20 protein-coding genes and 1 pseudogene are annotated in these 20,782 nt (G+C 46.1%); 7 read left to right on the forward strand and 14 right to left on the reverse strand.

The window, feature by feature from the left end:
• On the reverse strand, positions 1–912 hold the full coding sequence (locus AC0TWI_RS12800; protein ID WP_488126728.1) for a DoxX-like family protein: 912 nt from the start codon (positions 910–912) through the stop codon (positions 1–3).
• A gap of 200 nt (positions 913–1,112) precedes the next feature.
• On the opposite strand from AC0TWI_RS12800, the gene AC0TWI_RS12805 reads away from it, so the two are divergent.
• Both AC0TWI_RS12805 and AC0TWI_RS12810 read left to right on the forward strand, forming a co-directional pair.
• Positions 1,113–1,592, forward strand: coding sequence for a CarD family transcriptional regulator (locus tag AC0TWI_RS12805; protein ID WP_488126729.1), 480 nt, complete (start codon positions 1,113–1,115; stop codon positions 1,590–1,592).
• 102 nt (positions 1,593–1,694) lie between these two features.
• Positions 1,695–2,510 (forward strand): DUF368 domain-containing protein, encoded by an 816-nt coding sequence (locus tag AC0TWI_RS12810; protein WP_488126730.1) that lies wholly within the window; start codon positions 1,695–1,697, stop codon positions 2,508–2,510.
• 38 nt (positions 2,511–2,548) lie between these two features.
• Here AC0TWI_RS12810 and opp4C read toward each other — a convergent pair whose 3' ends face one another.
• The 6 genes from opp4C to AC0TWI_RS12840 form a co-directional block, all read right to left on the reverse strand.
• Positions 2,549–3,460 carry an oligopeptide ABC transporter permease gene (opp4C, locus tag AC0TWI_RS12815; protein WP_488126731.1) on the reverse strand — a complete coding sequence of 304 codons (912 nt, stop codon included), beginning with the start codon at positions 3,458–3,460 and terminating at the stop codon, positions 2,549–2,551.
• A 12-nt stretch (positions 3,461–3,472) separates the two neighbouring features.
• A complete protein-coding gene (locus AC0TWI_RS12820; RefSeq protein WP_488126732.1) occupies positions 3,473–4,423 on the reverse strand; it encodes an ABC transporter permease in 951 nt (316 codons plus the stop codon).
• A 133-nt stretch (positions 4,424–4,556) separates the two neighbouring features.
• The gene (locus tag AC0TWI_RS12825; protein ID WP_488126733.1) at positions 4,557–6,224 is read right to left on the reverse strand and encodes a peptide-binding protein; all 1,668 of its coding nucleotides are present in this window, start codon (positions 6,222–6,224) and stop codon (positions 4,557–4,559) included.
• An 81-nt stretch (positions 6,225–6,305) separates the two neighbouring features.
• On the reverse strand, positions 6,306–7,331 hold the full coding sequence (locus tag AC0TWI_RS12830) for an ABC transporter ATP-binding protein (protein ID WP_488126734.1): 1,026 nt from the start codon (positions 7,329–7,331) through the stop codon (positions 6,306–6,308).
• The gene (locus AC0TWI_RS12835) at positions 7,328–8,311 is read right to left on the reverse strand and encodes an ABC transporter ATP-binding protein (protein WP_488126735.1); all 984 of its coding nucleotides are present in this window, start codon (positions 8,309–8,311) and stop codon (positions 7,328–7,330) included. The genes AC0TWI_RS12830 and AC0TWI_RS12835 overlap by 4 nt, the downstream gene beginning before the upstream one ends.
• Positions 8,312–8,663: 352 nt before the next feature.
• Positions 8,664–8,810 carry a lmo0937 family membrane protein gene (locus AC0TWI_RS12840; protein ID WP_488126736.1) on the reverse strand — a complete coding sequence of 49 codons (147 nt, stop codon included), beginning with the start codon at positions 8,808–8,810 and terminating at the stop codon, positions 8,664–8,666.
• 120 nt (positions 8,811–8,930) lie between these two features.
• On the opposite strand from AC0TWI_RS12840, the gene AC0TWI_RS12845 reads away from it, so the two are divergent.
• The 3 genes from AC0TWI_RS12845 to AC0TWI_RS12855 all read left to right on the forward strand — a co-directional run bounded on the left by AC0TWI_RS12845 (position 8,931) and on the right by AC0TWI_RS12855 (position 11,577).
• Positions 8,931–9,380 carry a GNAT family N-acetyltransferase gene (locus AC0TWI_RS12845; RefSeq protein WP_488126737.1) on the forward strand — a complete coding sequence of 150 codons (450 nt, stop codon included), beginning with the start codon at positions 8,931–8,933 and terminating at the stop codon, positions 9,378–9,380.
• 103 nt (positions 9,381–9,483) lie between these two features.
• Positions 9,484–10,926, forward strand: coding sequence for a phospholipase D family protein (locus AC0TWI_RS12850; protein WP_488126738.1), 1,443 nt, complete (start codon positions 9,484–9,486; stop codon positions 10,924–10,926).
• Between the two features lie 48 nt (positions 10,927–10,974).
• The gene (locus tag AC0TWI_RS12855; protein ID WP_488126739.1) at positions 10,975–11,577 is read left to right on the forward strand and encodes a spore coat protein; all 603 of its coding nucleotides are present in this window, start codon (positions 10,975–10,977) and stop codon (positions 11,575–11,577) included.
• A gap of 68 nt (positions 11,578–11,645) precedes the next feature.
• Here AC0TWI_RS12855 and AC0TWI_RS12860 read toward each other — a convergent pair whose 3' ends face one another.
• Positions 11,646–11,963, reverse strand: a complete 318-nt coding sequence (locus AC0TWI_RS12860; protein ID WP_488126740.1) for a thioredoxin family protein — start codon at positions 11,961–11,963, stop codon at positions 11,646–11,648.
• Positions 11,964–12,184: 221 nt separating this feature from the next.
• Between AC0TWI_RS12860 and AC0TWI_RS12865 the strand changes: the two genes are divergently transcribed.
• On the forward strand, positions 12,185–13,357 hold the full coding sequence (locus tag AC0TWI_RS12865) for an FtsW/RodA/SpoVE family cell cycle protein (protein ID WP_488126741.1): 1,173 nt from the start codon (positions 12,185–12,187) through the stop codon (positions 13,355–13,357).
• A gap of 61 nt (positions 13,358–13,418) precedes the next feature.
• On the opposite strand, the gene AC0TWI_RS12870 is transcribed toward AC0TWI_RS12865, so the two are convergent.
• The 6 genes and pseudogenes from AC0TWI_RS12870 to AC0TWI_RS12895 form a co-directional block, all read right to left on the reverse strand.
• Positions 13,419–14,747 (reverse strand): (Fe-S)-binding protein, encoded by a 1,329-nt coding sequence (locus AC0TWI_RS12870; protein WP_488126742.1) that lies wholly within the window; start codon positions 14,745–14,747, stop codon positions 13,419–13,421.
• On the reverse strand, positions 14,744–16,156 hold the full coding sequence (glcD, locus tag AC0TWI_RS12875) for a glycolate oxidase subunit GlcD (RefSeq protein WP_488126743.1): 1,413 nt from the start codon (positions 16,154–16,156) through the stop codon (positions 14,744–14,746). The genes AC0TWI_RS12870 and glcD overlap by 4 nt, the downstream gene beginning before the upstream one ends.
• 614 nt (positions 16,157–16,770) lie before the next feature.
• A complete protein-coding gene (locus AC0TWI_RS12880) occupies positions 16,771–16,923 on the reverse strand; it encodes a hypothetical protein (RefSeq protein ID WP_488126744.1) in 153 nt (50 codons plus the stop codon).
• 38 nt (positions 16,924–16,961) lie between these two features.
• Positions 16,962–17,164 (reverse strand): annotated as a pseudogene (locus tag AC0TWI_RS12885) (transposase); the annotation flags it as partial.
• A gap of 356 nt (positions 17,165–17,520) precedes the next feature.
• A complete protein-coding gene (locus tag AC0TWI_RS12890; RefSeq protein WP_488126745.1) occupies positions 17,521–17,853 on the reverse strand; it encodes a spore coat protein in 333 nt (110 codons plus the stop codon).
• A gap of 11 nt (positions 17,854–17,864) precedes the next feature.
• Positions 17,865–18,143 (reverse strand): hypothetical protein, encoded by a 279-nt coding sequence (locus AC0TWI_RS12895; protein WP_488126746.1) that lies wholly within the window; start codon positions 18,141–18,143, stop codon positions 17,865–17,867.
• A gap of 298 nt (positions 18,144–18,441) precedes the next feature.
• Here AC0TWI_RS12895 and AC0TWI_RS12900 point away from each other — a divergent pair, with 298 nt between their 5' ends.
• On the forward strand, positions 18,442–20,781 hold the full coding sequence (locus AC0TWI_RS12900) for a 3-hydroxyacyl-CoA dehydrogenase/enoyl-CoA hydratase family protein (protein WP_488126799.1): 2,340 nt from the start codon (positions 18,442–18,444) through the stop codon (positions 20,779–20,781).
• Position 20,782: the final 1 nt, after the last annotated feature.

The following is a 20,782-nucleotide window of genomic DNA, read 5'->3' on the forward strand; positions in this document are numbered from 1 at the left end:
TTACCTTCTCCTCCTGCGGCAGTTTCTCGCGGTTGGCACATCTTTGCTGACGAGAAAACCAACGATCGATAGTGTAATCAATGCGGCATGAAAAGTTATCGGGCTGAAAGGATGAGCCAAGTATTTCGGCAAAGCGATCAGCGCCGAAATCGATAGAAAAGGGAAGGCAATCATCTGCAATAGATAGAAATTCCTTTTCCTTCGGGATAAGAACATGACGATGCCAAACACAAGCTCAGCAAACCCGATACCCGCTGTCAGCCAGTATGCTGTCCGCTCCTGCACGGGCAGAAAATATTGCAGCATCCACAATTCCTCCGGGTCGGCAAACAACAGCTTCGGAACGAGGCCATGATAGGTCCAGATGAATAAAAAAATAAGGGCGATCAACCAACTGCAAAAAAAGCGCAAGTATTGAGAAGAAGGGGTCTCCTTTTTCTCAATCCATCTCTTTAGCACATCAAAGCTGAGGGCAGTGGCCCAGCCGATGAGAGGGCGGAAGACAATAAGGTCAAATAGAGCGCCAAGGCGTCCGAAATTCGTTTTGTAATCATATTGTGTAAAAAACTGGACATGCTTATCTTGGGGGATATATTTCCAATATCCGCTGCCACTTTTGATCAGTGAGCTGGATTGATCGGTGCCGAATTGCAAGCTGGAGGTTTTGGAACCATCACTCCCATCGGCTGAACCCCCATGCCTTCCCCAGCCGCTTACCTTCATGCCGAATCCAATCTTTGTTTCGTAAATGAAAGCTTGCTTGCCCGGCTGCGCTTCAGGAGTACTGGAAATCGAACTAAACCGCAAATCCCACTGCTCATGCAAATCAGGCTGTTGGGTGAACTTCCAAACCTCATCGAGTCTTCCCTCAATCAACGTCTCAACAAATATGGATTTTCTTTTCACGCTCATCACACCTTCCATCCACATCTTACCATTAAATGATGCAATATGTACTCGTTACTTTCATGCGTTAAAGCGACAATAATTCATTTGAAATTCTCGTTAAAAAGGTATTGACTGAATACAATAATTCATGGTATCATAATAAATTTGCTATTAAATTTCAGTGTGATACAATAGAGATACAAGTAAATGTGGGGGTGGCCTATTTGTTTGGAATTGGCGATAAGATTTTTTACCCGATGCATGGTGCAGGTGAAATCACGGGCATTGAAGAGAAAGAGGTTCTCGGAAAGACCCAGGAATATTGCATGATTGAAATACCAGCCAGCAATTTGGATGTGATGATTCCAATGGGGAAACTTAAGGATTCCGGAATTAGGTTGCTCGTCGACAGAGAGACGATTAAGGAAATTTTGTACAACTTCCAAAATGTGGATTCAAATTGTAATTTGCCCTGGAAGGAAAGGTATAGAAAAAATACCGAGAAGATGAAGACGGGCCAGTTTCGTGATGGAGCTGAAGTGTTGCGTGATCTGTTGCATCGTGAAAGAGAAAAGCCCCTTAATTCAAGTGAAAAGCAGATGCTGAATGAGGCGAAGAAGATATTGGTCAGTGAATTGGCGCTAATCAAGGATATCAGTGAAGGCCAGGCAGCGGATATGCTTACATTAAGCTGGGAAGCGTAAAGCTCCCGGTTTTTTTATTCCTGTCTTTGAAAGAAAGAGTTTTTCTAGGTTATCCATGTATAATGGACTTAGAATGATTAGAACAAAAGGAGATATTATTGTATGGAGTGGAAAAATCTTTACCGAGGGCTGCTGATGGGAATCAGCGACCTGATTCCCGGTGTGAGCGGCGGGACGATCGCTGTTGTTCTTGGAATTTATGATCGCCTGCTTGAATCAATCAGTGGTTTCTTTAGCAAGGAGTGGAAAAAGCATATCGGCTTTCTCATTCCGTTGGCGATCGGAATGGGGTCTGCTCTGCTGCTGCTCAGCAGGGTGATGGATTATTTGCTGAAAGAACATTATCAGCCTACACAATTTTTCTTTATCGGCCTGATAATAGGGGTCATTCCTTTTATTATCCGATTGGCAGATGTGAAGACGAACTTTTCAGTTGGACATCTGGTGGTCATGCTACTGGCAGCAGCGGCTGTAGGTTCAATGGCATTTATGCAGATTGATAGAGATCCGGCACCCATCTCGGAACTTCATTTCATGTCAGCGCTTGGATTGTTCCTATCCGGCTGGCTGGCGAGTATGGCGATGCTGCTGCCGGGAATTAGCGGTTCGTTTATTTTGCTGATGATCGGTGTTTATTCTACTGCTATAAACGCACTGTCAACACTGAATCTCCCGATCATTGCTGTGATAGGGGCAGGCGTCGTTGTTGGATTTATCATAAGCAGTAAGGCAATCCGCTTTTTGCTAAGCAGTTTTCCGCACGTTACCTATGCAGCGATTCTTGGATTGATCATTGGTTCGCTTTTCCTTGTTTATCCGGGCTTGAATATGAGTGTGCCCTCACTGGTTGCTAGTATCGCCACCTTTATCCTTGGTCTATGCTTAGCGCTGTTTTTCGGTGCGAAAAGTCCAGAATGAAAAAAACCAGTTGAGCGTGCTCAACTGGTTTTTTAATATTAGTCATTTTTCGGATCAAGGGCATCGCGCAGGCCGTCACCGACAAAGTTGAAGCAAAGTACGGTAATCAAAATCATCAGGCCTGGAAAGATTGGGTACCAAGGGGCCCTTTTCATAACCGTAATGCTTTGTGAGTCCTGAAGCATATTGCCCCAGCTCGGTGTAGGAGGGTTAATACCCAATCCCAGGTAGCTGAGACTGGCCTCGGATAGGATAACGGATCCTACTAAAAGGGTCGCTGCTACGATGATCGGACCCAAGGCGTTCGGCAAAATATGGCTGAAAATGATTTTCGATGGCCGCGTGCCGATTGTCCGGGATGCCAATACAAACTCCCTCGAACGGAGGGACAGGAACTCTCCCCGCACAAGCCTGGCTGTTCCGGTCCAGGACGTCAGTGCAAAAATGAGAATCAGTGTTTTGACGCTTGGTTGGAAGATAGTTACAACAGTAATCAAAAGGAATAAACTTGGAATGGAAATGATGATATCAACGAAACGCATCAAAATTCCATCGATGATTCCTCCATAATAACCAGCAAGTGCTCCGACAGTAATACCAATTACGAGTGCCCCGGCCACAGAGGCGAACCCGACGAGTAGAGAAATCCGTCCGCCATAAAGGAGGCGGGTCAAGATGTCACGGCCGAAACGGTCGGTTCCGAGCCAAAATTCACTTCCGGGTGCTGCCAGTTTATTGGCCATGCTCGTTTTTGCATAGTCATGAGGAGCAATTAAGGGAGCAAGCGCACAGAGTACAATAATAATGAACAATACGACTGCGCCGAACACGGCAAGCTTGTTTTTCGTAAATTTGCGGATGAAAATTTTTGTTAATGTATCAGGCTTGTCCATTAAATTGGGATTTAATTCAAGCTCATTTGCTGATGGTTCTGTATTTAAGTTTGCCATCCTTAACCCCCCTTAATACTCGATGCGCGGATCGAAGACTGCATAAAGAATATCCGCCAATAAATTTCCTATGACAACAAAAACTGCAGAAATGACCGTCAAGGCCATGATAACCGGATAGTCACGCGTAAACGCGGACTCAATAAACAATCTGCCGATTCCCGGCCAGCTGAATACTTGTTCTGTAATGGCAGCTCCGCCAATGAATGAAGGGAGCATTAGGCCAAAAATCGTAATGATCGGAATCAAACCATTCCGCAGGCCATGCTTTAGAACGATTTTTCCTTCTTTGAAGCCCTTTGATTTTGCAGTCCGGATATAATCCTGGTGCAATACGTCGAGCATACTGGAGCGTGTATACCTTGTCAGGGCAGCCATGTCCGCTGTAGCCAGGACAAATGCCGGCATGATCAAGTGATGGAGCCTGTCCCAAATACTAAAGTCGGCATTTAGGGTTGAGACCCCTCCGGTAGGGAACCATCCGAGCTGGACACCAAAGAACATAATCATCATTAAAGCGAGCCAGAAGTTCGGGATGGACACGCCGAGGAATGAAAAAACAGTAACTGAATAATCTAGTTTCGTATAGGGTCGCATCGCCGATATGATCCCCAAAGGGACGGCAATCAAAATGGCGATCAAGGTGGAGACGACCATCAATAATAACGTATTTGGCAAACGGTTCAGAATCATTTCGCTGACCGGTACGCCGCGGCGGATAATTGAGTCACCGAAGTCTCCTTGTACCATATGACCGAGCCATCTTACGTATTGAACGGGAACAGGGTCGTCAAGCCCGTATTTTTCTCTGAATTTGAGTTTGTCTTCGGGTTTCATCGAAGGATCCATTAATAAGCTTGTCGGATCTCCAGGGGCAAATTGAATGATGGCAAATGATATGATGGTAATTCCGAGCAGGAGTGGAATGGCCATTAGCAACCGCCGAATAATGTATGAGATCATTGCCTGTTTCTCCTTCCGATTTCGTATATCTGAATATGCCGCCTCAGCCGCATGAGCTTTCAAAGTTAAAAATACTCAATAGAAAAAGGGGAAACGGGTATCCATTTCCCCTTTTCTGCATTCCAGCTATAAATTATTCTTTGTCAAGCCACCATTTGTTGATGCCGTAAAGCGCATTTTTCGCGTGGAATTCATAACCTTTAAGTTCTGCCGGCATAGCACGGAATTCTGTTGGATAGTAAAGGAATGTGTAAGGCTGGTCTTCAGCAAGACCTTGCTGGATTTTACCGATTTGCTCCTTACGCTTTTCTTTGTCGCGCTCTTGAAGCTGCTGATCCATCAATTTGTCAAGCTCTGGGTTAGAGTAGCCTGCAAAGTTGAGACCTGCTTCGATTTCTTTCGTGTGGAAGATACCGCTTGGATCTGGGTCAGTTGCAAGGCTCCAGCCCAATACGATTGCGTCAAAGTTCCAAACGCCTGGGTCGATGTCAGCGATCAACGAGCTGAACTCAACGATTTGCGGCTTCGCTTCGATGCCGACTTCTTTCAATTGCTCTTGGATCAGAACCGCGATGTCTTCACGGATTTTGTTACCTTGGTTTGTTTTTACTTCAAATGAGAACTTCTTGCCGTCTTTTTCAAGAATACCGTCAGAACCTGGCTTCCAGCCTGCTTCTTCAAGCATTTTCTTTGCTTTTTCCGGATCGTATTCGAACTTAGGAACGTCAGGATTGTAAGCCCAGCTCAATGGACTTTCAGGAACGTCTGCAACTTCTCCGTTTCCTTCCATGATGTTCTCAACGATTGAATCACGGTCGATAGCATGAGTGATCGCCTGGCGAACTTCTTTGTCCTTGAACAAATCATTACGCAAGTTGTAGCCAAGGAAAGAGTAGGAAAGTGCCAAACCTTCTTCAATTTTCAATTCTGCTGCATCTACGAAATCACGCACTGTTTCGATGTCTGATCCAGGAATGCCTGCATAGAAATCGATGTCGCGGTTTTGAAGCTGTGTCAGGATCGCATTTGCATCAGGAACAATTTTCATTGTTACAGAATCAAGATGCGGGCGGCCTTGGTAGTAGTCATCGAAAGCAACAACTTTAACATGTTGGCCGTCTTTCCACTCTTCGAATTTGAATGGACCAGAACCGATCGGCTTCTTTGTGTTGAATTCATTCTCGCCGAGATCAGCAATCGGAACTTCGCCAAGGATGTGCTCAGGCAGAATGCCGAAGCTCAATCCGACTGTAGGGAACTGCACGTCAACTTGTTTCAGAGTGAATTTGATTGTCAGGTCATCGACCTTTTCAACGCTCTGCAAGCTTTCAAAGTAGGATTTACGTGGTCCATCATACTCATCGCTCAAAGGAATATTGTACGTGAATACAACATCATCAGCTGTCAACTGCTCGCCGTCATGGAATTTGATTCCGTCGCGGAGTTTGACTGTATATGTCAGTCCATCTTCGGATTCTTCTACGCTTTCAGCCATTGCATTGTCAGTAGTAGGATTGAACTCAAGGTCAGATCCGACCAGGCTGTCATAGATTAAGCCTTCGATATCAGAGCTGGTTGCATCACTTGAATAAAGACCATTGAACATAGTCGGATTGCCCGTGGAACCAATTACGAGGTCTCCTCCGTCAACCGGTTCCCCTGAAGCCTCTTCCTCTTTCGGTTTGTCATTGCCAGATTCCTTAGAGTTGTCATCGTTGCCGGCTTTGTTTCCGCCGCAGGCAGCCAAAATCATTGATAATGCGAGCATTAAGCTCAACAGTAGCCATGCTGGTTTTTTCATTTTTTTCCCCCCGTAATTATTTTTTGACTGGCTAGCTTACAAGTTAGGCTCCTATGAATCACCCCTTTCAAGTGGCAGCTCTTATTGTTGCTGGTAAAGGTGGCATGCTACAAAATGTTCAGGTTTGACTTCTTGGAATACCGGTACTTGTTTCCGGCAGATATCCATTGCTGCAGGGCAGCGAGTATGGAATACACAACCCGTTGGCGGATTGGCCGGGCTTGGCAGTTCGCCTTTCAACACAATTCTTTCGCGTCTTTGGACGCCCTTTTTCCTCGGGACAGGGACAGCGGACAAAAGAGCCTGTGTATACGGATGAAGCGGCTCCTCATATAGATCATTCTTCTTCGCTAATTCCATCATTTTACCAAGGTACATGACACCGACCCGGTCGCTTATATGGCGGACAACACTCAGGTCATGAGAGATGAAAATATACGTTAAGCCGAATTCCTCTTGCAGATCTTCCATCAGGTTGATGATTTGCGCCTGGATGGAAACGTCCAGAGCAGAAACGGCTTCATCGGCAATGATCAGATCAGGGTTGAGGGCGAGTGCACGTGCGATTCCGATCCGCTGACGCTGACCGCCGGAAAATTCATGTGGATACCGATTGATGAAGGAAGGATTGAATCCAACTCTTTCTAGAATCTCTGCCGTCTTTTCCTCGCGGTCTCTGCGGTTGTACATTTTGTGCGTGATCATCGGCTCGGTCAGAATCGATTTCAGGGTTTTTCGTGGGTTCATAGACGCATATGGGTCTTGGAAAATCATCTGAATGTTTTTTCTCACGGATTTGCTTAATTCACTTTCACGCATATGTGAGATGTCTTGACCGTTGAAAATGATGCTCCCTTCCGTCGGGTCATACAACCTGATCAGCGTTCTGCCGGCTGTAGATTTGCCGCACCCGGATTCTCCTACGATGCCGAGCGTTTCGCCTTTTTTTACGAACAGAGAGATACCGTCAACGGCTTTTACGTGACCGACTGTACGCTGGAAGACACCTGCTTTGATCGGAAAATATTTTTTTAAATTGTTTACTTCCAATAAATATTCTGAATTATTATTAGATCCGGCAATTGTTTTCTCTTCAGTTGTGATCATGCTTTTGCCTCCTCTTTATCGTATAAGAAACAGCGTACAGAACGCTGATCATCGATTGCCATCAAACTTGGCACTTCTTGGAGGCAGCGGTCGAATGCATGAGGGCAGCGAGGGGCAAATCGGCAGCCTTTCGGGAAATTTTCCGGAGAAGGAACATTTCCCTCAATCGGAATCAGTCTTTCCGCATCGTCGTCAACAGATGGAATGGATTCCATCAGGCCGACAGAATAGGGATGGAGCGGCTCCATGAACAATTCTTCCACGGGGGCGGATTCAACAACCTGGCCGCAGTACATGACGAGCACCCGATCCGCAATGTCAGATACAACCCCCAAATCATGAGTGATGATAAGAATGGATGTCTCAAATTTTGTGCTCAGATCCTTCATCAGGTCGAGAATCTGTGCTTGGATCGTCACGTCCAGTGCTGTTGTCGGCTCATCGGCAATCAGAAGCTTTGGATCACAGCTCATTGCCATTGCGATCATGACCCGCTGCCTCATACCGCCGGATAGACGGTGCGGAAAATCATGAATAATTTCTTCTGCTCTCGAGAAGCCTACCAGCTTTAGCAGGTCAACTGCTTTTCTCGTTGCTTCTTTTTTTGTCATTTTTTTATGGTACATCAACACTTCCGTAATCTGCTCGCCGATTGTCAAGACAGGATTCAGGGAAGTCATCGGCTCCTGGAAAATCATCGAGATATCATTGCCGCGTACTTTGCACATCTCATCTTCCGTCAACTTTGTTAAATCATTCCCATTAAATAAAATTTCCCCGTCGACAATTTTGCCGGGAGGGCTAGGGATGAGTCTCATGATGGAAAGGGAGGTAATACTTTTGCCAGAGCCGGATTCGCCGACTAGTGCAACGGTTTCCCCTTTATTGATCGTTATATCAACGCCGTCTACTGCCGGGACAACCTTTTTTCTATTAAAAAAATGTGTTTTCAGATTTTTCACTTCGAGCAGTGGAGACAAACTATTCACCTTCCTTAATATCTTCTCGTCAGTTCCACCCGTGATGCTTGATTTTTCTGAAAATTATTATCAGAAAAACAATATTGAATGCATTAGAACTATATCAATATATTAAAATTTTCAGGCAAGAGGGTTTCTCATAAGTATAGTATTACAAACTCATTACGATTACAATATCTTTTTTAAAAAAACAGATAACGATCTGTCTGAATACTATAAAATATCCAGAGTTTGCGCTATTAATGTAACCGTTTTCTTTTTAGAATGCAATAACTCTATTTTATGTATGACTATTTTTCGAATAAGTATTCGGAAATAATGCATAAAAAAAACCTCTCGGCTCTGCGAGAGGCTAAACATGTTTTCTTCCTGTAAACAGCTGGATAACGAAGATGATGCCGGCGATGACGAGCAGAATGTGGATCAGGCCGCCAGCAAACTTGGTAAGAAATCCAATTAACCATAGTACGAGTAAGATACCGATAATTGTCCAGAGCATATTAATCCTCCTTGTCCTCTTTGCTTATAACGTACCCTTTCGAATGAAAAATAAAACAAATTGCTGTTTATTTTTCGGAGGCTATAGTATTGTTTACAGAAAAATACAGGGAGGACTATGATGGATTGGCAAATGAAAGCGTTCAATGAGATGACAAATGAGGAGTTATATGAAGTTTTGCAAGAGCGTGTAAATGTCTTTGTTGTCGAACAGACATGTCCTTATCCGGAGATTGACGGGCATGATTTCCAGGCACTGCATTTTACCGGCAAAGAAAATGGAGAGCTGGCCGCCTATTTGCGGATTTTGCCGCAAGGTGCAACATATGAGCAAGCGGCCCTTGGACGGATTCTAGTAAAACGCGATTACCGCGGTCGAGGACTTGCACAGGAAATGATTCGCAAAGCATTGGATTTCATGCGCGAACAATGGAAGGAAAAAGAGGTAAGAATCCAAGCCCAGAATCATTTGCGATCCTTTTATGAATCATTTGGATTTTCAGCGATATCTGGAGTATACGATGAAGATGGGATTCCGCATATCGATATGATTGTGACATTTGAAGATTGATAGACTTGGGTGAAACAGGAAGTCTCCAGATGGGGACTCCCTGTTTTTTTATACACAAAAAAGGGAATATACCAAGCCAGGAAGCGAATATGGAGGTCAGCAGATGAAGATAAAGCGAGAAAAGCGGTTTTGGATCAAAGCAGCGCTCCTGCTATTTATTGTCCTTTATTTCAGCGTAATCATTTATCAGGAAAAGAAACCTCTGCCTGAAGGGGTTTCCTATGAAGGAAGGTGGCATCAGGTTTCGGACGAAGATCTCACCTTCTTGTATGATTTGACCTATAAGAAAAATGGCAGGACTGTGAAAGAACAGAATCTTTTCAAAGAAGTTTTCAGAATGATTGATGAAGCTGAGGATTTTATAGTACTGGACTTTTTTCTTTATAACGATTACTACGACAAGGGGCAGAGTTTTCCTCCGCTAAGTAAAAGTCTGACGGAAAAGTTGCTTGAGAAAAAAAGGAAAAATCCTGAAGTCGACATTACGCTGATCACGGACGAAATCAATACTTCGTACGGATCCCACCGAAACTGGCAATTTGAAGCGCTCCAAAAAGCCGGAATTGACGTGCTGATCACGGACGTCGAGCCTCTGCGCGATTCCAATCCTTTGTATTCCGCGGGCTGGCGGCTGTTCTTTCAATGGTTTGGCACAGAGGGAAGAGGGAGAATCCCGAATATGATGGCGAACGAAGCCCCTGACATGACGGCTCGCTCTTATTTGAAGCTGTTGAACATCAAGGCCAATCATCGGAAAACAGTGACGACTGAAAACGGAGCAATGGTGCTTTCGGCTAATCCTCATGACGCAAGTGCAGACCATTCGAATATCGGCTTTTACGTACGCGGTCCTATCGCGGAAGATCTGCTTGAATCAGAACGGGCTGCGGCAATGCTTGCAAACGGAGGCGAGCTTCCCCGCTATGAAGGCACGCAAAAATTAAAGGGAGAGTTGCGGGCAAAGATTGTGACGGAGGGGAAGGTGCTGAAAGAAGCGCTGAATGAAATCAACAGCTCGGGAGCAGGAGATGAGATTTGGCTGGCGATGTTTTATCTGGCAGAACGGAAAACAGTCGACGCCATTTTAAATGCTGAAAAAAGAGGAGCCAAGATCCGAATAATTCTGGACCCGAATGAGAATGCGTTTGGATCCAAAAAGGGAGGTCTGCCTAACCGCCCAGTTGCCCGTGAACTCGCAGAAAAAACCAAAAACGGGATTAAAATTCGCTGGTACAATACCGGTGAGGAACAATATCATCCGAAGCTTCTATATATAAAGAAAAAAAACGGAGGGGTTTCAGCAATCGGCGGATCGACTAATTTTACTTCAAGGAATATGGACGACTTTAATCTGGAGACGGATCTGTACGTGAAGGCACCAGCGAACTCAAAGTTTGCGGAGGAGCTTGATCGATATTTAGCCCGGCAGTGGAAAAATGAAGACGGCGAATTCACGCTGAATTTCAGTGAGTATCAAAGTGTCCTGACACCGCTCCAGCAGGTTGTTTACTTTTTGCAGAAGATCTTTTATTTCACCACGTATTGAATAACCCTGCCCCGATTGTCTCAAGATAAAGGTCGGAGGTGAGTAGGTGTGAATTTGGCATCACACGAGTTGAATGATCTAAGTGAATTGATTATGAGTTGTTTTAACACGGTCACTTGTATGGGGAATTTTATACAGCACGCACAGGACCCTGAACTGAAAGCAATGCTGACAAGGCATTATCCGAAGCATATCGTGGATTACAATTTGAAGGTAGAATTTGTGAAAAGTGCATCGGTACCTGACATTACTAAGTTTCAGCCGGATCCGCTCAAGGTTCCAACTGCCCAAGTAGTTCAGGCATCCGGCACCGTAATGCCCGCAGCGGCCCCGCGTACGAATGCTTCTGCATTAAATGACAGGGAAATTGCGACAGCCTATCTGCTGAATCAGAAAGCGGCGGCCAAAAATTATGCTTCCGCAGTACTGGAGTGTGCCCACCCTGAACTCCGGACCTTTTTGGAAAATGCGTTTTTGAACAGCAGCAGGCATAGCTATGAAATATGGCAGTACATGAAGAGCAGAGGCTACTATCCGCTTGCACCGGCTCCGCAAGAGGCGATCGGGATGATCGGCAATATGTATCAGCTTGTACAGCAAATGCCGCCGCCTTCCATGGGAGCCCCTGGACAACAGCCGTTTGTTCAGTAAGCAGAATCAGCTGAAAATAGCAGCGAGCCAGATTCAATAGGAGAGAATCTGGCTCGCTTTATTTTTCCTTATTTCACGCTGTCTAGGAATTCATTCACCTGTTCAGGTGTTTTTGCTTTTGCACTGTGCAGATGGGCCGTTTTTTCGCCTTCTTTAAAGATGAGCAGGCTTGGAATGCCCATGACATCATATTTTTGGCCGATCTCCGGAAACTCATCCCGGTTGATTTCAAACCATTTATATTCGGAGTGCTGGTCAATGATGTCTCCGATGAACATATCCATACGTCTGCAATCCGGGCACCAGCCTGTTACAAACTTAACGATGACCGGTTCAGATGAAGAGATGGTTTCTTCGAATTGTTCTGTGCTCTTAATGACTTCCATTATAGAGACCTCCTTTTGAGTCAATTGTAATCTTCAATCGCTATGTAGACAATTTTTTTGGCTTGGGGAGCTTAGAGGGAAACCTCCATAATTTGTTCCTTTCATAGTTTGCTATCATTCGGTATAATGATAGGATGATCTATGCGCTCATTTTTATGGAATGGGCAATGGAAAAGCTCAAAATCTACATATAATCCTTCAATTAAAGAGGAGACGGAGTTATGACTTCTCAAAAGAAACAAATGCCGAAATTAGATTACGGAATCATTCTGACGCTTATGCTGATGGCAATTGTCAGTTTCGTTTCCATCTATAGTGCTCAGACGACAGACCAGTATGCAGCAAACCATTTGAAAATGCAGGCGATGTGGTATGTTGTCACGACGATCATGATTGCGGTCGTCATCAGGCTTGATTCTGATCAGCTGAAAAAAATTACATGGTATGCATATGGAATTGGGTTGCTATCACTCGTAGTCCTCTTTTTTGCTCCGGTAACAAAGGTTACACCGTTAATAAATGGTTCGCAGAGCTGGTATAGACTACCGGGACTTGGCCAGATTCAGCCGTCTGAGCTGATGAAAACCTTCGTGATTGTCGCCTTGGCAAAAGTGGTGGCGGACCACCAAGAGAAGTTTCTGAGAAAAACAATCAAGACTGACTTATGGCTGATGGTGAAGCTCGGTGTTGTAGTCGGCCTCCCGCTAATCTTCGTCATCATGCAGCCAGACCTCGGAACATCTTTGGCGTTCATGTCCATATTTCTTGGTGTGATATTTGTCTCGGGAATTACATGGAAGTTGCTTTTGCCAATATTCTCGTTCTTTGCGGCAGTTGGCGGAACAGTCATGTATTTTGCGATCTGGAAACCGGAATGGCTGAAATATATTGGGGTCAAGCAATATCAATTCAAGCGGATCTACTCCTGGCTTGATCCATATACATACCGTACAGACGAAGGGTTCCAGCTTGTCAATTCTTTATTGGCAATCGGATCGGGACAGACGAGCGGAAAAGGGTTCCAAAACCGGGAAGTGTATTTGCCGGAAGGACATACGGACTTCATATTCAGCACGATTGGTGAGGAGTTCGGTTTTATCGGCGGGAGCATTGTCATCAGTCTTTTCTTTATGCTGATTTACCAGATCACGAGAACAGGGCTGGAGACGAAAAATCCATTTTACTCTTATATTTGTGTTGGTGTCATTTCGGTGCTTGCTTTCCACGTTGTCGAAAATATTGGAATGACAATCGGGCTGCTTCCGATTACAGGTATCCCGTTGCCGTTTATTTCTTATGGGGGAAGTTCCTTGCTCGGCAATATGCTCGCAATGGGGATTGTTTTGTCGATTCGCTTCCATTATAAAAAGTATATGTTTTCATCTGGCGAATAAGCGCCGGATAGAGAAAAACCGCCCGGCATTTATTAGCCGGGCGGATTTTTTTTGAAAAGTTTTATCCTTCTGCAGCTTGGAGGAGCAAGTCGGCAATGTGGACAGCATCCACTTTTCCTTGCAGGCCTGCCCGCTCAATTCCGAGCTTCATCTGCAGAAGACAGCCGGGATTTGCCGTGACAATCACTCCGGGTTGGACGGATTGGACATGGACCATTTTATGGTCAAGAATCTGCATCGACATTTCGGGCTCCACAATATTGTAAATACCAGCAGAACCACAGCATCTGTCTGCTTCCGGCATCTCCCTGAATTCTGCTTCCTGGATTGATTGGAGCAGAGTTCTTGGAGCAGCCGCAGTTTTCATTACGTTGCGGAGATGGCAGGAGTCCTGGTAAGTGAGCACGGTGCCTGGCAGACGCAATTCATGCTGTTTGTGGAAATCCAGCTCATACAGAATTTCCGAAATGTCTTTCAGCTTTTCGGTGAAGTTCTTTGCACGCTGGTGCCACTCAGGATCGTCAGCAAGCAGATGATCATATCCGACGAGAAATCCGCCGCAGCCTCCTGCATTCGTAACGATATAATCGGCATTCGCAGCTTCGAATGCTTCAATGTTTTTCTTCGCCATTTCCGCGGCTTTTGCTTTTTCTCCGCTATGGCCATGCAAGGCACCACAGCAGCCCTGATTTTTCGGAATGGTGACATCACAGCCCGCCATTTGCAGCAGTTTCATTGTTGCATCATTCGTTTTCATAAACATCGTATCCATCAGGCAGCCAGAGAAAAACGCAACGGTCGTCTTTTTGGCAGTTTTGGCCGGCAGAAACTGCGGCCGATTTTTCATAGCTTTTCTCTTCGGCACTTGGGGGAGGACTTTTTCCATCCCTGCAAGATTTTCCGGGAACAGCTTCATAAAACCGATTTTTCGTACGGTCTTCTGTAGGCCGGACCGCTGGTAAAAGCCGAGCAGGCCGGTCAGGTTGACCATCCGCTCCTGATGAGGGAACAGGCCGTTAAAAACGGTGCTTCTCACGGCTTTGACAGGCAGGCTCTGATTTTTTGTCTGCCAGATGATATCCCGTGCATCTTCAAGCAGCATGCCATAATTTACGCCGGCAGGGCATGCAGGCTCACAGGCTCTGCAGCCGAGACAGAGATCGAGAGATTCCTCAACCTCATCGTCAAACTCGATCAAGCCGTCCGCCACCGCTTTCATTAAAGCGATTCGGCCGCGCGGAGAGTGCTTTTCATTGCTCTGTGTCTCAAAATAGGTTGGACAAGCGGGCAGGCAGAACCCGCAGCGCATGCAGTTGAGCAGTTCATCCATATCCATCTTTTCAGCGAATTGCTCCTGGATTGTCCGACGTTCGACTGTTGATAATGTCATTTTGTAACCACCACTCGTTTTCTGCTTGTTTTTGCAAACATTTTCCCCGGATTCATAATGTTGTTCGGGTCAAACGCCTGCTTGATTGCTTTCATCAGATTTACGCCCTCTTCGCCGAGTTTCCACTCCAAATATGGCGCTTTAACGAGACCGACACCGTGCTCGCCGGTAATCGTTCCGCCGAGATCGATGGCCGCTGCAAAAATTTCCTCAAAAGCAAGTTCGACTCTTTCCATCTCATCTTTGTTTCGAATGTCAGTCGGGCAGGTCGGATGAAGGTTTCCATCCCCTGCATGGCCGAATGTAGCAATCTTTACTTCATATTTAGCGGCAATTTGCTCAATCGCTTCTACCATTCTTGCAATTTCAGACCGAGGAACGGTTGCGTCCTCAAGAATTGTCGTAGGTGCCAGTCTCGCCAAAGCGGAAAGTGCTGCACGCCGGGCTGCAGTCAATTTGGCGGCCGTTTCTGCATCGGCAGCCAGTTCGACGGAGAGCGCTCCTTCCTCTTCGCATACTTGGGCGATTTTTGCCATATCTTGCTGGACAAGCTCTTCAGGGCCGTCTTGTTCAATCAGAAGGACGGCTTTCACATCAGTCGGCAGTCCGATTTTGGCAAAGTCCTCTACGGCCTTCAATGTAGGCTGGTCTAAAAACTCGAGTGTTGCCGGGATGATCTTCGCTGCGATGATTTTAGAAACGGAACGGGCGGCCTCTTCCAGACTCTCGTACTGGGCGAGTAACGTTTTCTTTGTGTCAGGCATCGGGATCAGCTTAAGTGTCGCCTCTGTAATAACAGCAAGCGTTCCTTCCGAGCCGACAAGGAGGCGGGTCAAATCATAGCCGGCTACATCTTTTGCCAGCTTGCCGCCCGTCCGAATGAGTTCACCGTTCGGCAAGACGGCTTCCAATGCGAGTACATAGTCACGTGTAACCCCATATTTCAGCCCGCGCAGCCCTCCGGAGTTTTCATTGATATTCCCGCCAATAGTAGAAATACTCATAGAGCTTGGGTCCGGCGGATAGAAAAGCCCTCTGGCTTCAACTGCTTTGATCAAATCAATCGTAATCAGGCCGGGCTGGACTGTAATCGTTAAGTTTTCCTCATCGATTTCAAGAATGCGGTTCATGTGTTTGAACAGCAGCACGATTCCCCCCTCGACAGGGCAGGTGCCGGCACAAAGATTGGTTCCGGAACCGCGGGGCACAATCGGCACTCTATGCTCATTGCAAAGACGGACAATTGAAGCTACCTCTTCTGTATTACGCGGTGCAATTACGGCTTCTGGAAGTGCCTGGAATTGCGGGGCCGCATCATATGAATATACTAATCTCCCAGTCTGGGATTCATCAAAATTTTCCTCGCCGACAATGGAAATCAGCGCGTTTTTAAAAGCGGATGAAAGCATCACATTTCCTCCATTCTTCGTTCTCTTCCTATTATAACAAGAATGGCAAGGTTGTGAAATTGTGTTTCATAATTGGTGGCATAAATAACGAAATGTAAAAACAAAGCGGAGCTGCCCAGAAAGTCAGTGAATACTACTGAGCTTTTCTGTGACTGCCCTTCATCTGTGTAGGTAAAAGTAGGTATGCGGTTCCGGTTGCTGTTTTCCGTTCCGGGGCACGCTTTCCGGGGGGCTAGGCTTGAGCTTCGGGCCAACAGGATGTTGGTCATGCAGGCAATGCGACAGGACGTCGCGTTCTTGTCTGCCTCAGTCGCTTCGCGCCTTGCCGGGATCTCAAGACCAAGCTAGTCCCGCAGGACCCGCAGGACCCAGAAATAGCTTCAGTGAATAATCGTCTCACGAAGGAAAGGCAGAGCCTTTTTGAGGAGTCGGCCTCTGCACTCCAAGCAACGAATATGCAGGAGGGAAAACAATAAGCCTTTCTAACATGAAAAAACAGGAAAAATCGCTTTCCTTTGTGGAATAAGTCAACTCACCACATTCAAAAGAGGCGTGTATTGTCCGTATAACGACTGAACATTCCTCATTTCATTTTGTTTCCTTACTCGAGCATGTCAAGATCCTTTTTCAGATTGACCGCAATTGACTGCTTGAATTTCAATGCCAAATAATCCCGCTGCCGGGGCTGTTTTGTACCCGTACGGATGTTTCAGCTTGCTGTTTTTCATCTTAATCTTGTACCGTTTTCGTACGAGTTTCTTAAACATTTCTGTATCCTGAAAAGCAGTCAGTGCCTTAATCAGAAATCGGAGATGAATATTAAAAGCAGGTAATTGACCATCGAGAGAGAGGAATCGCATTCCGCCCGTTATCCAGACGGTATTTCGTTTCTAAGTGTGAAGGAAAATCAATGGGCTAATTTATCTGGCGGAGCATGTTGTCCTTCGGTACGACAAAGTCATATACGGTGAGGAACGGACTGAGATTGAGGGTATCTTGGTTTGAGATCGTGGGGAAACACCATCTTTGTTACTTAGGATCAGTATCCAGGATGAATGGGGGCTTTTGGAATGGAAAATGGATATTTGAAGTAGGGGAATCCAGTGGATCGGAGTGCAAGGCGGTGACTCCTGCGGGATTAAGCGCGAAGCGTTAGGAGGCTCACCCGCGCCCCGCGGAAAGCGTCCGCCTGGAACGCAGATTCACGGTTTAAAGCGGAAAACCGAGAATGAGGAATCGCCCCATTCTCGGTTTCCAGTTCTAATATAGACTTTTTTAGTGGCCTCATAATGAAAGGGGGCCCTGGAGTTAACCTGTCTTCAAAGGTGCACAGGTCATGCGAGTAAGCGAGTTTTTTGCAATCGTTATTGCAGTTGTCCATTCCCATAAGGGAATTGCGATGAGTAGCCAGTGTGCTGCTCGTATGATTGCTGAATTTTCTGCTCATTCTGAGCTTCGAAGCCGTACCAGCCGTGTTTGAACATGGTTTCGAACAGTTTCCGCTGGGCATGCTGGGTCTCGTTGAAGATGGTCAACAAGTCATCGTATAAATGCTGATGGCTCGCTTCGTGGAGCGCGACGGCATACGAACGGTTCATGTATTTTTCAGTTGAAAGCATATCGTTGATCCAGTCACGTTCGTTCATTTCTGGCGTTTTCTGCAATTGGGTTGCAGGATTTTGGATTTTATTCGGCATGGGAACACCTCCTATTGTGTGATTTGATTGTTATGCTGTTTTTCCTGCAGATGGGCAGTAAGCATTTGATAATGACGCTGATGCATTTTTCCGCATTCATTGATTGCTGCCACAACATCGCTGCTTTGGCATTGGCCGGCGGCGAAATGGGCCTTTTTCATCGCAAGCAGATTCCACGCGAGCATATCATTGATATAGGCGAAGTCTTTCGTGGTGATCACATGCGGCGGCTGTTCCATAAGCGGCTGCTGCTGTGAGCCGCTAAGCCCCTGGGATGTCTGTTGGTCCATCATATAGCCTCCTTTTTTCATTGTCATGCTTATCATGGCTTCCACAAATGGTTTTTATGTGCAGGTGGGCAGCGGACAAAAGATAAAGAGAGGATTACTGTTAATTTCAAAAATAAAAAAAATATGAAGTAAACGATTGCAAGCCAGAATTATTTTCGCTATAGTAAATATAGGCAAACTCATTCGAATCAATTTTTTTTAATATGAAAATGAATGAGTATTCATTCAAAAGTATTTGAAGGGGGAATTTGCATTGACGATCCAGATTAAAAAGGCAGCTGTCCTCGGCTCGGGTGTCATGGGTTCCGGCATCGCCGCCCATTTGGCGAATACGGGCATACAGACGCTGCTGCTTGATATCGTACCAAAGGAATTGACAGCCGAGGATGAAAAGAAGGGGCTGACAGAGGAGAGCAAAGCATTCAGAAATAAATTTGCCCAATCGGCCATACAGAAACTGGTGAAGCAAAAACCTGCCCCGCTTACAAGCAAAGATAGCCTTCAATTGATTGAGGCAGGAAACCTTGAGGATGACCTCGAGAAGCTGGCTGATGTGGATTGGATCATTGAAGTAGTTGTCGAAAACTTGGCAGTGAAAAAAGAGCTTTTCGAAAAGATCGACAAGGTCCGCAAGCCGGGAACAATCATCAGTTCCAATACATCAGGAATTTCTGTTAATGCGATGGCTGAAGGCCGATCCGACGATTTCCAAAAACATTTTCTCGGCACACACTTTTTTAATCCGCCGCGCTATCTGAAACTGCTTGAAGTGATTCCGGCAAAACATACAAACCCTGAAGTGGTGTCATTCATGAAGGAATTCGGTGAAGACGTGCTCGGAAAGGGTGTCGTTATCGCCAAAGATACGCCGAACTTCATTGCCAACCGCATCGGAACGTATGGCTTGCTCATCACGGTCCGTGAAATGCAAAAAGGCGGTTTCAGTGTCGGTGAGGTAGATTCGATTACAGGCACACTGATCGGCCGGCCGAAAAGTGCCACTTTCCGCACGCTTGATGTGGTCGGATTGGATACGTTCATCCATGTAGCCAACAATGTCCACGAACAAGTGGATGGGGAAGAGAAGAAGGTTTTTGAAGTACCGGAATTCATGCTGAAGATGCGTGACAACGGTTGGCTTGGCAGCAAATCCGGCCAAGGCTTTTATCTGAAGAAGGGCAAGGAGATCCTCGAATTGAATCCGGAAACGCTGGAATACGAGGAAAGAAAGAAGCTGAAAACGCCTGCCCTTGAAATGGCAAAGCAAGAAAAAGGCACAGCGCGCAAAATGAAAGCGCTTATGTATTCAGATGACCGTGCCGGAAAGCTATTATGGAATATTACTGCTCCAGTCCTCGCCATTTCGGCAGAGCTGCTCGGTGACATCGCTGACGACATCGTATCAATTGATCAAGCGATGAAATGGGGCTTCGGCTGGAAGATGGGACCGTTTGAGACATGGGACGCACTCGGTGTCGGTAAGTCCGTTGAAAAGATGGAAAAAGAAGGCTTGTCCGTTCCGTCCTGGGTAAAGGAAATGCTCGAAAACGGAATCACTTCTTTCTACAAAGAGGAGGAAGGCAAAGAATATTTTTACCATAACGGAGAGTATAAAGAAGTAGTTGCGAATCCGAAGGCAATTAAACTGGATCTATTGAAGAAACAGGGAAAGCTGCTTAAGAAAAATACAGGTGCCAGCCTGATTGATCTTGGAGACGGAGTCGTCCTGCTTGAATTCCATTCGCCAAATAATGCGATCGGCTTCGATATCGTCCAAATGATCAATTATGCGGTAGAAGAGACTGAGAAAAACTATAAAGGCCTCGTCATTGGAAATCAGGCGAAAAACTTCTGCGTCGGAGCCAATTTGGCAATGATCCTGATGGCGGCTCAGGATGACGATATTTTTGAGATTGATATGATTGTCCGCCAGTTCCAGCAGGCGATGCTGAAAATCAAATACAGCTCGAAACCTGTTGTTGCTGCACCGTTTGGCATGACACTCGGCGGAGGCTCCGAAGTTTGTCTTCCGGCGGCGAAAATCCAGGCTGCACCGGAAACATATATGGGCCTAGTGGAAGCGGGCGTCGGTCTCATCCCAGGCGGTGGGGGCAATAAGGAACTCTATATGAAGACGCTGCGGGAGCTGCCGAAAGGCATTGAAGTCGACCTGCAGAAAGTTGCAATCCATGTATTCGAAACAATTGCCACAGCGAAAGTATCTACATCTGCAGCAGAAGCAAGAGAAAACGGCTTCCTCGGCTGCCGGGATGCCATCAGCGCAAACGGTGACCATCAGATTTACGATGCGAAGCAAGCGGTACTCGCGCTATATGAAGAAGGCTATAAACCGCCAGTCCGCGGGAAAGTTCCGGTAACAGGGGAAACCGGCTATGCGGCGCTGCTGCTTGGCGCAGAAGCAATGAAGCTTTCGGGCTATATCTCAGAACATGATATGAAGCTCGCCAAAAAGCTCGCATATGTGATCGCTGGAGGCAATGTACCGTACGGCACGGAAGTCGATGAGCAATACTTGCTCGACCTTGAACGCGAGGCATTCCTGAGCCTTGTCGCTGAACCGAAGAGCCAGCAGCGGATGCAGCATATGCTTGTGAAGGGTAAGCCATTAAGAAATTGAT

This window comes from Lederbergia sp. B243.17, assembly GCF_057657925.1.